This is a genomic window from Paenibacillus glycinis (assembly GCF_009909185.1).
GTDB lineage: Bacteria > Bacillota > Bacilli > Paenibacillales > Paenibacillaceae > Paenibacillus_Z > Paenibacillus_Z glycinis.
On sequence record NZ_JAAAMV010000024.1, the window covers coordinates 56,197 to 69,992 of the forward strand.

The 13,796-nt window shown below is 58.7% G+C and carries 9 protein-coding genes and 1 other annotated feature; of the genes, 6 read left to right on the top strand and 3 right to left on the bottom strand.

What is annotated here, in order from left to right:
* Positions 1-67 precede the first annotated feature (67 nt).
* The 3 genes from metE (at position 68) to GT019_RS23750 (ending at position 5,806) form a co-directional block, all read left to right on the top strand.
* Entirely contained in the window at positions 68-2,374 is a 2,307-nt protein-coding gene (metE, locus tag GT019_RS23740) for a 5-methyltetrahydropteroyltriglutamate--homocysteine S-methyltransferase (RefSeq protein ID WP_161746034.1), read from the top strand.
* A gap of 178 nt (positions 2,375-2,552) precedes the next feature.
* Positions 2,553-4,559, top strand: a complete 2,007-nt coding sequence (locus GT019_RS23745; protein ID WP_201755556.1) for a glutaminase family protein — start codon at positions 2,553-2,555, stop codon at positions 4,557-4,559.
* Positions 4,560-4,732: 173 nt separating this feature from the next.
* Positions 4,733-5,806, top strand: coding sequence for a Gfo/Idh/MocA family protein (locus tag GT019_RS23750; RefSeq protein ID WP_161745916.1), 1,074 nt, complete (start codon positions 4,733-4,735; stop codon positions 5,804-5,806).
* Positions 5,807-5,969: 163 nt separating this feature from the next.
* Here GT019_RS23750 and tyrS read toward each other — a convergent pair whose 3' ends face one another.
* The 3 genes from tyrS to GT019_RS23765 form a co-directional block, all read right to left on the bottom strand.
* Positions 5,970-7,229, bottom strand: a complete 1,260-nt coding sequence (gene tyrS, locus GT019_RS23755) for a tyrosine--tRNA ligase (RefSeq protein ID WP_161746036.1) — start codon at positions 7,227-7,229, stop codon at positions 5,970-5,972.
* Between the two features lie 94 nt (positions 7,230-7,323).
* Positions 7,324-7,569: a binding site (T-box leader), on the bottom strand.
* Positions 7,570-7,684: 115 nt separating this feature from the next.
* Positions 7,685-8,938 (bottom strand): MFS transporter, encoded by a 1,254-nt coding sequence (locus GT019_RS23760; protein WP_328804029.1) that lies wholly within the window; start codon positions 8,936-8,938, stop codon positions 7,685-7,687.
* Positions 8,939-8,980: 42 nt separating this feature from the next.
* Complete coding sequence (locus GT019_RS23765; protein WP_161745917.1) at positions 8,981-10,654, bottom strand: ribonuclease J; 1,674 nt, start codon at positions 10,652-10,654, stop codon at positions 8,981-8,983.
* A 213-nt stretch (positions 10,655-10,867) separates the two neighbouring features.
* On the opposite strand from GT019_RS23765, the gene GT019_RS23770 reads away from it, so the two are divergent.
* From GT019_RS23770 to GT019_RS23780, 3 genes are all read left to right on the top strand, one after another.
* Positions 10,868-11,485, top strand: coding sequence for a polysaccharide deacetylase family protein (locus GT019_RS23770; RefSeq protein WP_161745918.1), 618 nt, complete (start codon positions 10,868-10,870; stop codon positions 11,483-11,485).
* 437 nt (positions 11,486-11,922) lie between these two features.
* Positions 11,923-12,486: a suppressor of fused domain protein gene (locus GT019_RS23775; RefSeq protein ID WP_161745919.1), complete on the top strand. Its 564-nt coding sequence runs from the start codon at positions 11,923-11,925 to the stop codon at positions 12,484-12,486.
* Positions 12,487-12,737: 251 nt separating this feature from the next.
* Positions 12,738-13,106, top strand: a complete 369-nt coding sequence (locus GT019_RS23780; protein ID WP_161745920.1) for a hypothetical protein — start codon at positions 12,738-12,740, stop codon at positions 13,104-13,106.
* The last annotated feature ends 690 nt before the right edge of the window (positions 13,107-13,796 follow it).

The following is a 13,796-nucleotide window of genomic DNA, read 5'->3' on the forward strand; positions in this document are numbered from 1 at the left end:
TATCTTTCTTGTAACGAAGCTGCGACGGGATGTTGGCCCGGGACGCACGCAAAAAGGAGAGATCATGATGGTGAAGAGCGGCGTACTGGGTTACCCTCGGATTGGAGCGGACCGGGAATGGAAGAAGGCGCTGGAGGCGTATTGGTCCGGACGGCTCGGGGAGGCGGAGCTGCACGAGGCGCTGCGCGGCATTCGGCTGGCGCATTGGCGCAAGCAGCGGGATGCGGGCATCGATCTGATCCCCGTGAACGACTTCAGCTACTACGATCAAGTGCTGGATCATGCCGCGATGTTCGGGATCGTTCCGAAGCGGTTCGGCTACGCCGCGCGCGAAGGCGAATCGGTCCCGCTGCCGGTGTACTACGGCATGGCCCGCGGCACGGCCGAGGCGACCGCTTCCGAGATGACCAAATGGTTCAATACGAATTATCATTATATCGTGCCGGAGCTTGGCGACAGCGTACCCGTACTGACGGAGAACCGGCCGCTCGCCGCTTACCGCGAGGCGAAGGAAACGCTCGGGATCGAAGGGAAGCCCGTCATCATCGGACCGCTTACCTTCCTGAGACTGTCGAAGGGGTATGCCCCGCAGGAGGCCGACCTCTGGCTGAACAAGCTGCTGCCGCTCTACGTGCAGCTGCTGCGGGAGCTCGAACGGGAAGGGGTGCGTTGGGTGCAGGTCGACGAGCCGATCGCGGTCACCGGACTCGACGAAGACGAGCTGCGACGGCTTCGAGCGGTCTATGAAGCCTTCGCCGCCGCGGTGCCGAAGCTGAACATCCTGCTGCAAACGTATTTCGAATCCGCCGAGCATTACGCCGTGCTGAAGGAGTTGCCCGTTCAAGGCCTCGGCCTGGATTTCGTGCATGGCCGGGCCGCCAACGTCCGGGCGATTCGCGAACACGGCTTCCCGCAGGACAAGGTGCTGGGAGCGGGCATCATCGACGGCCGGGGCATCTGGCGGGCGGCGCTCGGCGAGAAGCTGGCGCTGCTGGAAGAGCTGACGGCGTACGTGCCGCAGGAGCGCCTCATCGCGCAAACCTCCTGCAGCCTGCTGCACGTGCCGGTGACGGCCAGTCGGGAGACCGAGCTTGCGCCGGTGCTGAAGGATGCGCTGGCCTTCGCGGACGAGAAGCTCGCCGAGCTCGTGCAGCTCACGTACGGGTTGAGCGGACGCGCCGAAGCGTTCGCCCCCGAGTTTGCCGAGAGCGACCGGGCGATCCAAGCGTTGCGCGGCTCCGCGGAGCGCAACCGCCTCGACGTGCTGCAGGCCGCGCAGCGGATCGCCGCCGAGCCGGCGGCGCGCTCGCTGCCTTTCTCGGAGCGCCATCCGCTGCAGCAGCGGCACTGGCACCTGCCGATCCTCCCGACGACGACGATCGGAAGCTTCCCGCAGTCGCCGGAGGTGCGCAAGGCGCGTCAATCGTGGCGCCGGGGGGAATGGAACCAGGCGGCCTACGAATCCTTCATCGACGCCGAGATCGATCGCTGGATCGCGCTGCAGGAGGAGATCGGCCTCGACGTGCTGGTTCACGGCGAATTCGAGCGGACCGACATGGTCGAGTTCTTCGGCGAGAAGCTGGCGGGGTTCGCGTTTACCGGGCATGGCTGGGTGCAGTCCTACGGTTCCCGGTGCGTGAAGCCGCCCGTCATCTACGGCGACGTCGCTTATATCGAACCGATGACGGTCCGCGAATCCCGTTACGCGCAGTCGAAGACGGCCAAGCCGGTGAAAGGAATGCTGACGGGTCCGATCACCATCTTGAATTGGTCGTTCGCGAGGGAGGATCTGACGCGCGAGCAGATCGCCTATCAGATCGCGTACGCGCTCCGTCAGGAGGTGGAGGCGCTGGAGTCGGCGGGCATCGGCATGATCCAAGTGGATGAGCCGGCCGTTCGCGAAGGGCTGCCGCTCAAGCCGGCCGAACAGGCGGACTATCTCGCCTGGGCGGTCAAGGCCTTCCGCGCGACGACGTGCACGGTCGCGGATACGACCCAAATCCACACGCATATGTGCTATTGCGAGTTTCACGACATGATTCCGTCCATCGAAGCGATGGATGCCGACGTCATCTCGATCGAGACCTCGCGCAGCCACGGCGAGCTGATCGAGAGCTTCGAGCATCATACGTATCCGCTCGGGATCGGCCTCGGCGTGTACGATATTCACAGCCCCCGCATTCCGTCCGCGGCGGAGATGACGGCGATGATCGAGCGGGCGCTCCGCGTGCTGGATCCGCAGCTGTTCTGGATCAATCCCGACTGCGGCCTCAAGACGCGCGGCCTGCCGGAGACCGAGGCTTCGCTGCGCAACATGGTGGAAGCGACGGAGCTTGCGCGCGCAAAGCATGCGGCGGTCGTGCCCGCCGGCTGACGGAAGAGAGGGCCGGCTTGACCGGTCGCTGTCGAAGACCTGATGGAAGAAGAGCGTACCGCCGTGGCGGCGCGCTCTTTTTCGTTGCAGAAATGATAGATTGACATCCATTAAATATAGGTAATAATATATACATATTATAAAAAACATATATCGAAAGCAGGTGCCCATCATCAGCATGCTTCGTCCCCCAGCCGTTCCCTTGGTAACCGTAGATCCCTTTTTCAGCGTTTGGTCGACCGCCGACCGCCTCACGGACGACTTCACCCGTCATTGGACGGGACAGCGGCACGCCATGACCGGCTTGCTGCGCATCGACGGCACCGTTTGGCGGTTTGCCGGGAAAGCGCAAGCGAACGCGGAGCGCTATTATGCGGAACCGCCCGCCATGGAGCAGACGAGCCTGACCGTGACGCCGCTCAGCACGATCTATGCGTTCGAAGCGGCCGGGACGGCCTTGACGGTTCGCTTCACGACCCCTTTGCTGCTTGACGATCTCGACGTCTTGTCGAGGCCGGCGTCCTACGTCTCGTTCGCGCTTCAAAGCCTGGACGGCGGGCAACATGATGTCCAGCTGTACTTCGACGTAACGGGCGAATGGTGCGTGGATCAGCCCGGGCAGTCCGTCGTGCGCACGCGGGAAGAAACCGGAGCGTGGCTTGCGCTCGGCATGTCCCATGACGGGCAAAGCGTTCTGAATCGATCGGGGGACGACCACCGCATCGATTGGGGGACGTTCTACTTGGCGGCCGCCAAATCCGACGGTACCCAGGCGTTCGAGGGATCGGCCGAGCTGCGCAAGGCCTTCGTCCGCAACGAGGAACTGATCCAGCAACGACCGCCATCCGGTACGCCGTCGGTCGTCGGGGACGAGCAGCCGGTCATGGCGCTTGTGCATGATTTCGGCCGCCTGGCCGAATCGCCCGCGGCGACGACGTTCGTGCTGGCTTACGACGACGTCTATGCCGTCGAATATTTCGGCGACAAGCTGCAGGCGTATTGGAAGCGAGACGGGCAAAGCACGCCCGAGATGCTGACCGCCGCATTCTCCGACTACGAAGCGCTGACGGCGCGGTGCGCGGCATTCGACCGGCAGCTGCTCGAAGATGCAACCGCTTCCGGCGGGGCGAAATACGCGGATCTCCTCGCGCTGTCGTACCGGCAGGCGATCGCTGCCCACAAGCTGGTAACGGATACGCAGGGCGAGCTGCTGTTCCTGTCCAAGGAATGCTACAGCAACGGCTGCATGGCGACGGTGGACGTCAGCTATCCTTCCGTGCCGCTGTTTCTTCTGTACCGGCCCGAGCTCGTCGAAGCGATGCTCCGACCGATCCTGCGCTATGCGCAGAGCGACTTATGGCCGTTCGAATTCGCGCCGCACGACATCGGCCAATACCCGCTCGGCAACGGCCAAGTCTACAGCGACAATGCGATCGAAGGGCAGATGCCCGTCGAGGAATGCGGCAATATGCTGATCATGGCCGCCGCCGTCTGCTTGGCGGGAGGCAAGCCGGCCTGCCTGCTCGGGCACATGAAACTATTGAAGCAGTGGGCGGATTACTTGGCTGAGCATGGCCTCGACCCCGAGAATCAGCTGTGCACCGACGATTTCGCCGGGCATCTGGCGCGCAATGCGAATTTGTCCGTCAAGGCGGTCATGGGCGTGGCGAGCTACGCGATTCTCGCCGGATTGCAGGGCGACGCGGAGGCGGAAGCCGCATACCGCAAGCTCGCGCGGGAGATGGCGGCGCAATGGGAGACGCTGGCGGCCGACGGCGAATGCACGAAGCTCGCGTTCGGCCACGAGGGAAGCTGGAGCTTGAAATACAATTTGATCTGGGACGTCCTGTTCGGAACGGAACTGTTCGCGGCAGAAACGCTGCGCAAGGAGACGGCGTGGTACCTGAAGCGCGGCAACGTCTACGGGACGCCGCTGGACAGCCGGGCGACCTACACGAAGTCCGATTGGGTCTTATGGTCGGCCGCGCTTGCGGAGGAACGGAGCGATTTCATCGCGCTTATGGAGCCGATCTGGACCATGCTGAACGAAACGCCGGACCGCGTGCCGTTCTCGGATTGGACGGATACCCTGACGGCCCGGCAGCTCAACTTCCAGCATCGAAGCGTCGTCGGGGGCATATTCATGAAGCTGCTGCGGGACAAAGGGATACTGCTCCGCCCGTAACCGGAGCCAATGCCCCGCGGGCACGACGGCGCATGATGGCGGCCGGCGACGTCCGATGATCGCGAACCTCCGACGCTTCGCCTTTCGTTAAAGCGCTGCCAAAATGTGCTATAGTGAATCTAGCAGATTTGCGGTTCATGCGCGCTGACGCCAACGAGAAGGGAAGAGGTAGAATGGGAAAATTCAATTACGGCATCATCGGCCATGGCTGGAGGGCGGATTTCTATCTCCGCATCGCGCGGGAGCTGCCGGAGCTGTTCGGCGTAAGCCGGATGCTCGTGCGCCGCGAAGAGACGGCCGCGGCACTGCGCGCGGCTTGGGGCGTGGAGACCTTTCACGACCTGGATTCGTTTCTCGCGGACGCGGAGCTGGCGTTCGTCGTCGTCTCCGTGCCCTGGGAGACCTGTCCGGTCTATATCCGCGAGCTGTCCGCGCGCGGCGTTCCGGTCTTGGCGGAGACGCCGCCCGCGCCGGACTTGGCGGGATTGACCGAGCTGTACGAGGCGGTGGGAAGCGGGGCGAAGGTCCAAGTGGCCGAGCAGCTCCTGTTCCAGCCCATGCACGCGGCGCGGATCGCGCTGTCGCGGTCGGGCAGGCTCGGCGACGTGACGCAGGCGCAGGTATCGGCCGCGCACGGCTACCATGGCATCAGCCTGATCCGGCAGCTGCTGAACGTGCGCTTCGAGGAGGTTGCCGTGACGGGGCAGCGCTTCGTCTCGCCGATCGTGCAGGGACCGGGCAGAGAAGGCCCGCCGAAGGAAGAGATCCTGAAGGATTCCGCGCAGGATATCGTCACGCTCCGCTTCGGCGACAAGCTGGGCTTGCTCGACTTCACGGGCGATCAATACTTCTCGTGGATCCGCCGCGAACGGATGCTCGTCCGGGGATCGCGGGGCGAGATTCAAGGCGACGAGGCCGCCTGGCTGGAGGACTTCCGCACGCCGGTCGTCACGAAGCTGCGGCGCATCGACAACGGGTTCGACGGCAACATCCTCGGCTTTAATTACAGCGGCATCCTGCTCGGCTCGGAGTGGCTGTACCGCAATCCGTTCGTGCCCGGCCGCTTGACGGACGACGAGATCGCGATCGCGACGTCCTTGGTCAAGATGGGCGAGTACGTCGCGGGCGGGCCGTCCTTCTACAGCTTGGCCGAAGCCTCGCAGGACCATTATTTGAGCATGCTGATGGAGCGGTCCATCGCCGAAGGACGAACGATCGTCTCCGAACGGCAGGTCTGGCATTCCTGACCGCCTGCGCGGCAGCGAAGCAAGATGACCTGCGCGATCGCGAGATGACGCAGGAAGGCCCCCGACGTTTAGTCGGGGGCCTTTAGCGTTTCTAACATCGCGACGATCCGCGTGCTCGGCGGCGGAGCTCCTCTTATGAACGGGTGCCGCTGCTTCGTTGACGCTACTCGAACCGCACGCCCGAGTAGTTCTTTTTGCCGCGGCGCAGGATCAGGTACTTGCCGTGGAGACGCTGGTCCGCGCCGATGACGGTGTCGATGCCCGATTGCTTGACGCCGTTCACGTAGACCGCGCCGCTTTCGATATCCTGGCGGGCCTGCCGTTTGGACGGGGCCAGGTTCGCCGCGACGAGCAGGTCGATCAGCAGGGAACCGTCCGCCTCCTTCACGACGGCGCTGGCCATATCCTGCATGGCCTCGAGCAGCTCGTCTTCGCCGAGCGCGGACACGTCGCCGGAGAAGAGCGATTGCGTGATTTTCTCCACGCTCTCCACGGCTTCCGGACCGTGCACGATGCGGGTCACTTCGCGCGCGAGCGTCTTCTGGGCGATCCGCTTCTCGGGGCTGGCCTGCAGCTCGGCTTCCAGCGCCGCGATCTCTTCCCGGGAGAGGAAGGTGAAATACTTGAGGAAGCGCACGACGTCGGCATCGTCCGTATTGAGCCAGAACTGATAGAACTGGTAAGCGGTCGTCTTGTTCCGGTCGAGCCAGATGGCGCCGGACTCCGATTTGCCGAATTTCTTCCCGTCGCTTTTGGTCACCAGGGGCATCGTCATGCCGAACGCTTCGCCGCCGCCCATCTTGCCGATCAGGTCGAGCCCCGCCGTGATGTTGCCCCATTGATCGCTGCCGCCGATCTGCAGCGAGCAGCCGTATTCCTCGTGCAGCTTGTGGAAGTCGTACGACTGCAGGATCATGTAGCTGAACTCCGTGAACGAGATGCCGTTCGCGAGTCGCGAGTCGACCGAGTCCTTCGCCAGCATGTAGTTGACCGTGAAGTGCTTGCCGACATCGCGCAGGAACGAGATAACGTCGAGCGGCGCGATCCAGTCATAGTTGCTGATCAGTCGGGCCGCGTTCTCCGGCGCTTCGAAGTCGAGGAACCGGGAAAGCTGGCGCTTCAGGCTGTCCGTCCAGGCGGCGACGGTCTCCGGGCCGTTCAGGGAACGTTCGCTCGAGCGGCCGCTCGGATCGCCGATCAGGCCTGTTCCCCCGCCGACGAGCGCGATGGAGCGGTGTCCGGCTTGCTGGAAGCGGACGAGGGTCAAGATGGGAAGCAGGCTTCCGATATGCAGGCTGTCGGCGGTCGGGTCGAACCCGCAATAAAGCACGACGCGCTCCGAAGCCAGCTTCTCGCTCAATTTCTCGCGGTTCGTCACTTGGTGCAGAAGGCCGCGGTATTCCAGTTCTTCCAGCACGTCCATTGGGGCGTTGCCGCCGGTAGTCGTCGTTGTCATCACAGCTCACCTCTATCGTAGATTCCGACACAATAACAAAAGAGACCCGCCCCTGTCTATAGACAGGGACGAGTCATCGTGGTACCACCCTAGTTGAGCTTGGCGCATCCCGAAGGGACGGACCGTGCTCCGCTCGAACCAGATAACGGCTGGTTACCGTCCCGCCCTTCCGCGCGGCAAGGCCGCCGGGTTCGGACGAAGACGCTCCGGGACGTAATTCGCGTTCGATCGCATGCCGGCTCGCACCAACCGCCGGCTCTCTGCACTGCTTTATCGCACGCTACTGGATTCCCATCATCGCAATTCCATGTGTCGATCACGTTATAACATTTTTGCGGACAAGTGTCAATATTGCGGAGGGAATCCGGCCGCGCAGCGGTCCCGGGGATTGGATTCCCCGGCCAGCAGCCGGCAACGGTTCGTCAGGAGGCTCGGGCGGCGGGCTCGGCGCTGCGGCCGGGCTTCGGCTTTCCCGGTTTGACGCCCCAGACGGCCAATACCGCGCAGAGCAGGGCGCAGCCCGAGAACAGGTAAAACAAAACCGTCTCGTTCTTCGTCAGCACCGAACCGATCAGCGGCCCGGCCGCGACGCCGATGAATCGCGCGCTGCTGTACAAGGAGGTAATCGTGCCCCGCTCCTGCTTCTCGATGCCTTCGGTGATGAGCGCGTCCAGGCTGGGCAGCACCAGCCCGATGCCGACGCCGCTGACGAACATCGAGGAGAGGAGAAACCAAAGCGCCTTCGTGTTGACCAATCCGCACAAGACCATGGCCGCCGTCAGCAGCAGCAAGCCGACGACGCTGAATACCTTCATTCGCCGTTTGTTTTCGCCGACGATCTTGCCCGTAATGAACGAAGCCGCGCATATCGCGCTGAGCGGGATCGCCAGGAGGAGCCCTTTGACGATGCCGTCAATGCCGTAGTGGTCTTCCAGCACGGAGGACAGGTAGTACAGGAAGCCGAACGTGATGAACATCGCGATGCCGCCGATGGCGAAAATCGCGTACAGCCAGCGCTTCTCGGCCAGCAGGGACTTCAGGCTGCCGGCGAAAGCCCGGATGCTTCGATCGCTCTGGTCGGCTTTCTCCGGCGTCTTCTTCTTCGGGGCTTTCACCAGAAAGGCGACCGAGAGGATGGAGACCGCCGAGATGACGGGGATGACGGCGAACGGCATGTACCATATGATCAGGGCAAGCGCCGAACCGAGCACGGGGCTGAGCACCTTCCCGAACGTATTGGCGGTCTCGATCATGCCAAGGCCGCTGCTGACCTCCTCCTCGCGCTTGAACATATCCCCGACCAACGGGAGCACGATGGGAAACGCCCCGGCCGCGCCGATGCCTTGGACGAAGCGGCCCGCCAGAATCAGCCAATAGCCGCTGTGCCCCATCAGCCATACGGCCAGGCTCGAGACGACGCCTCCGATCGCCGCGATGGAGAGGCCGATCAGAATCACGAGCTTGCGGCCGAACCGATCCGAGAGATAACCCGCGATCGGAATGCAGACGATGGATACGCCGGCGTAAATCGTAATGATGAGGCTTGTCTGCAGGGCGCTTATTTTCAATTTCCGCTGCATCAACGGCAGGATCGGAATCAGCATGGAATTGGCCAGCGTCATCACGAGCGGAATGGAAGACAATGCGGCTAAATCCCATTTCTTTTTCTCTGTCACCACAGAATCTCCTTTGGGCCTGAATCGAGGATTCGGCTGAAGCTACACTTGAATGATGATCGGCAGGATCATCGGTCTTCGCTTGGTGTAGGTATACAGGAATTTGCCGACGTCGTCCTTGATGGCCTGCTTGTAGGCGCCCCACTGGTTGGTCTTCGGCTGCTGCAGCTGCGTGACCGCGTGCAGCGCGATTCGCTGAACCTCTTCCAGCAGGCCTTCCGATTCCCGGACGTAGACGAAGCCCCGCGAGATCACGTCGGGTCCGGAGGTCACCTTGCCGTCCGATTTGGCGATGGACAGCACGAGGATCAGGATGCCGTCCTCGGACAAGACCTTGCGGTCCCGCAGGACGACGTTGCCCACATCGCCGATGCCGAGGCCGTCGACGAGGGTATTCCCGTTCGCGACCTTGCGTTCTTGGCGGGCGGCGCCATCGACGAAATCGACGACGTCGCCGTTGTTGACGATGAACGTATGGCCGGGTTCCACGCCGACCGCTTCGGCCAATAACCGGTGCTGGTGCAGCATGCGGAATTCGCCGTGAATGGGAATGAAATACTTGGGCTTCATCAAGGTAAGCATGAGCTTCAGCTCTTCCTGGCTGGCATGCCCGGACACGTGCATGCCCGTGACCGTACCGGGGCCGTAGATCACGTTCGCCCGCCGTTCGAACAGATTGTCCACGATGCGGGCGACGTTTCGCTCGTTGCCGGGGATGGGCGAAGCGGCGAGGATGACCGTGTCGCCGGGCGAGACGCCGATCTGGCGGTGGCTGCCGCTCGCCAAGCGGGCCAGCGCCGCCAGCGGCTCGCCTTGGCTGCCCGTGCAGAGCACGACGATCTGCCGCGGCGAGAGCCGGTTGACGTCCGAAGGCTCCACGAGCATGCCGTCCGGCAGGCGCAGATAGCCGAGCGAAGAAGCGATGGTCACGACGTTGACCATGCTTCTGCCCAGCAGGCAGATCTTGCGGCCGACCTTGTCGGCGGCATCGATGACCTGCTGCACGCGGTGCACGTTGGAGGCGAACGTGGCCAGGAAGATTTTCCCTTCGGCCTTGACGAATTCCTCCTCGATGTGCGCGCCGACGAGACGCTCCGAGGGGGTAAAGCCCGGCCGTTCGGCATTCGTGCTCTCGGAGAGCAGGGCGAGCACGCCGTTCTTGCCGATGTCGGCCATCTTGTGGATGTCGGCATGCTGCCCGTTCACCGGCGTCAGATCGAATTTGAAGTCTCCCGTGTGGACGACCGTTCCCTGCGGGGTGTGAAAGGCGACGCCGAGACAATCCGGGATGCTGTGATTCGTTCCGAAGAAGCGAACCTGCACGTCGCCGAAGGTCAGCTCGCTGCCCGAGTCGATCTGATGCAGCCGGGTGGAGCCGAGCAGCCCGTACTCCCTGAGCTTGCCCTGTATGAGCCCCAAGGTCAGCCGCGTCGCGTAGATCGGCAGGTTCAGCTGCTTGATGATGAAGGGAATGCCGCCGATGTGGTCTTCATGGCCGTGGGTGACGATCAAGGCTTTGACGCGGTCCCGATTCTCGAGCAAGAAGGCGATGTCGGGGATGATCACGTCGATGCCCAATAAGCTTTCGTCGGGAAATTTGGAACCGCAGTCGATGACGAGGATATCGTCGTTATATTGCAGGACGTACATGTTTTTGCCGATTTCGTTCACGCCGCCGAGGGCGACGATCGAAAGCCTGTCCGCTGTCCGCTTCATGTCTTTGAAACTCCTTTCGTCACAAGCGCTTGCCGGGTCCGTTCCTGCACGGAAATCGAGAATAATGTGTCTCGGAAGAGAGAAAATTATCCATCGCCGCAGCCGAAGCGCGTAATTTTTGGTATAATAAGACAGCGCTTTCAATCGCATGCGCGCCAATGGAATCGCAGCCGCGGTCGCGGCAATCCAGCTTTCCGAAGGGAGTTTTGCCGGATGTCAGAAATGATTCATGCGGTGCCGACCGCAAGCAAAGCCATCGCCGTTACGTTCGACGACGGTCCGAACGCCGAATACACGCGGAAGACCGCGGACATGTTCAACGCCGTAGGAGGCAAAGCCACGTTCTTCATGATCGGCGAGAAGATCGAAGCCCACCCGGATTTCGTGCGGGACATTCACGACGAAGGACATGAGATCGGCAATCATTCGTATTCGCATCCGTTCCTCACCCGGATCAGCGGCGATGAAGCATTCGCCGAATTGGCGCGCACGGACAAGCTGATCGAGCAGGCCACGGGCATCCGCACGGCCGTATTTCGCGCGCCGTACCTGGACAGCAATGACGAGACGCTGGCCATCGCCGACCGGTTCGGCTACAGCTCGATCGGCGCGCTGAACCTCGATACGCGCGATTGGGAGATGCCCGGCACGGATCACATCCTGGCGCAAACGTGGGATCATGTCCGGGGCGGCGCGATTCTGTTGTTCCATGACGGCTCGGGCGACCGTTCCCAGACGATGGAAGCGATTCGCATCCTGCTGGACAAGCTGACGTCGGAGGGCTACGAGCTGGTCACGGTCAGCGAACTGCTGTCGCGACGCAGCCGCTAGTTCGGCTGCGACGACCGCAGCGATCGAGCCGCGTCCGCAGTCCGCGGGCGGTACGTGCTGCTGGCTGCTTGCACGAGGATCGTGTGTCGTGGAGCGGCTACTCCAGCAAGCGGCATTCACCGGCCGGACGGTCCGAATTGTTCGCGTGTTCGGATACGGATATCGCGCGTCAAGACCTCTCGCCTTCGCATGAAGGGAGAGGTCTTGTTTCGTTTGGTGACAAGAACATAGCATTAAGGGCCGCGAAAATCGCGGCTTTTTATATTTATGGGATAGAGTTCATGTCAACATGTCTGGACGGAGGAGATTTGTGTAATTTACTTCCATATTTGTATTTACGAAGTTCAGCAATTTGCGTAAGATGGGGGTATTCACGAAGTTCGTGGATATGACGTTAGCTGAAATTTCCAAAATCGATATTGACTAAGGAGACAGAAATGAAAAGAAATGTTGAAATCTTTTTAGAACATATTGAAGCGATATTCGATAATGATTATAAGATCAACAAGTTTGATGCGATTGATGGCGGATCTCCAATACATTTATTTTCTTATAAAGATATACCTGAAGTTGGCATGACCACATTTATCACTTACGGACTTTCTGAGGGAAACCATACAGAATGGGTGGGTGGGAAACCTGAATTGATATTAAGCCTTGAATCAGTTGATTCAGCTTGGGGCAACGCAATAGCTTACTTAGTATCAGAAAGAAGAGGAATAAAAAGATTTTCTTATGGGGATTTATTTACCTTTACAGATCCTATTAGTCTGGAATCTAGGATGTCAGGATTCGTTGTTTTTTCACCGGCCATATTAGACAAAGAAACAATAAAGATTGATACTAATGACAAACCAATTTTCTTAACGGGCATGTACCCAATTTATATAGAGGAAGCTCAATTAATAAATGAAGTCGGATTAAAACAATTTTGGTTTACTCCAGGCTTTGATCTATATAAAGTCAATAGAAAGAACCTGGGATTGAAGGATTGTACATAGAAGTGGGAACTTCACATAACACCATATTCACGCATCGGGCCATTCGGCTCTCGGTCCGGCAGAAGTTAGAAGCGAATTCGGTGGGGAGCTTTCAGTAGCGAGGAAGCGAAGTCAGCCGGGCGCACCCGCAACACCTAACCGCATCGCGGCCGGTCACTTCGCGACCTTAAGGTGGTGGGGCATCGTGAATACAACAACGTTATATGAAAGTCCAGAAGACTACTAAAATCTTAAATCGGAGGATAAAGAAATTGAATAAAATACTCAATTTCTATTTAGTGCAAAATGCAATAAGCAATTTTGGCTGGCATAAATGTAGCTTTATTAATGAGTTTAGGTTCTTTATTGGAAGGAATGAATATTTTGATGAGATTTCTATCCTTGAAATTGTTTTTCAATATTCTGCACACGAGGATTATTTAATAAAGGTGCAATTTAAAGAATTAGGGAATTATGAATTAAGAGCCGGTGGATCTAGAATACAACTAATTAGCTTTGAGATTGAAGATATTCGAGATCATGGATTGAATGAAATTAATTATAGAATTAAAGACTATGAAAGAGATGAAATACAACTGTATTGCAAAGAAATTGAAATAATCTCAATTGATAATTGTTAGCAGATCAAAGAAGTCCGGAACTTCATAATAACACCGTATTCACTCTTCGGGCATGCGCCTTCGGCCCGGCTAGGTGTGGAAGAGATGGGGGTGGAATCAGCCGGAAAACCCTGCGTGCCCAAGTCTGACGACCCGTTCCCGTTGGTCACATAAGGCTCTCGGGTTTGTGAATACAAGAACGTTATCTCTAATAACCATAAAGCTATGAAGGACTGGTTTAGATGTGGCTTAATATTATTGGTTGGATAATCTCTATTAATAGCTAGTACAGGTTGGTGGATAGCTATAACTAATTTAAATAAACAACATAGAAGAAATCTTGATCTTGACAGCCAAAAATTTATGCGTGACATGCAAATAAAAACTGCCGATGAAGCAATCAAACTACTTTCAAAATCGAGGGAGAGCCTTGGTGAGCTAAACTTGTATTTAATACTATTACCCGGAAATTTACGCATGTGATACACAGTAGATTTTGATATCAATATAGATAGTTGGGAAAAACCTAATGAACAAATTTTAAAACTATGGAATAACTCTTCAAAGGCAATTATTGAGTTTACATATTACTTTGAGTCAAGAGAAGTTATATTAAATCAATTTACTGAAATGAAGCAAGTTTATTTAGATCAGCTGGGCGAGATAAGAACAATGGCAAGTGAGTATTCTGAATACGTAGGTTCGATTTAT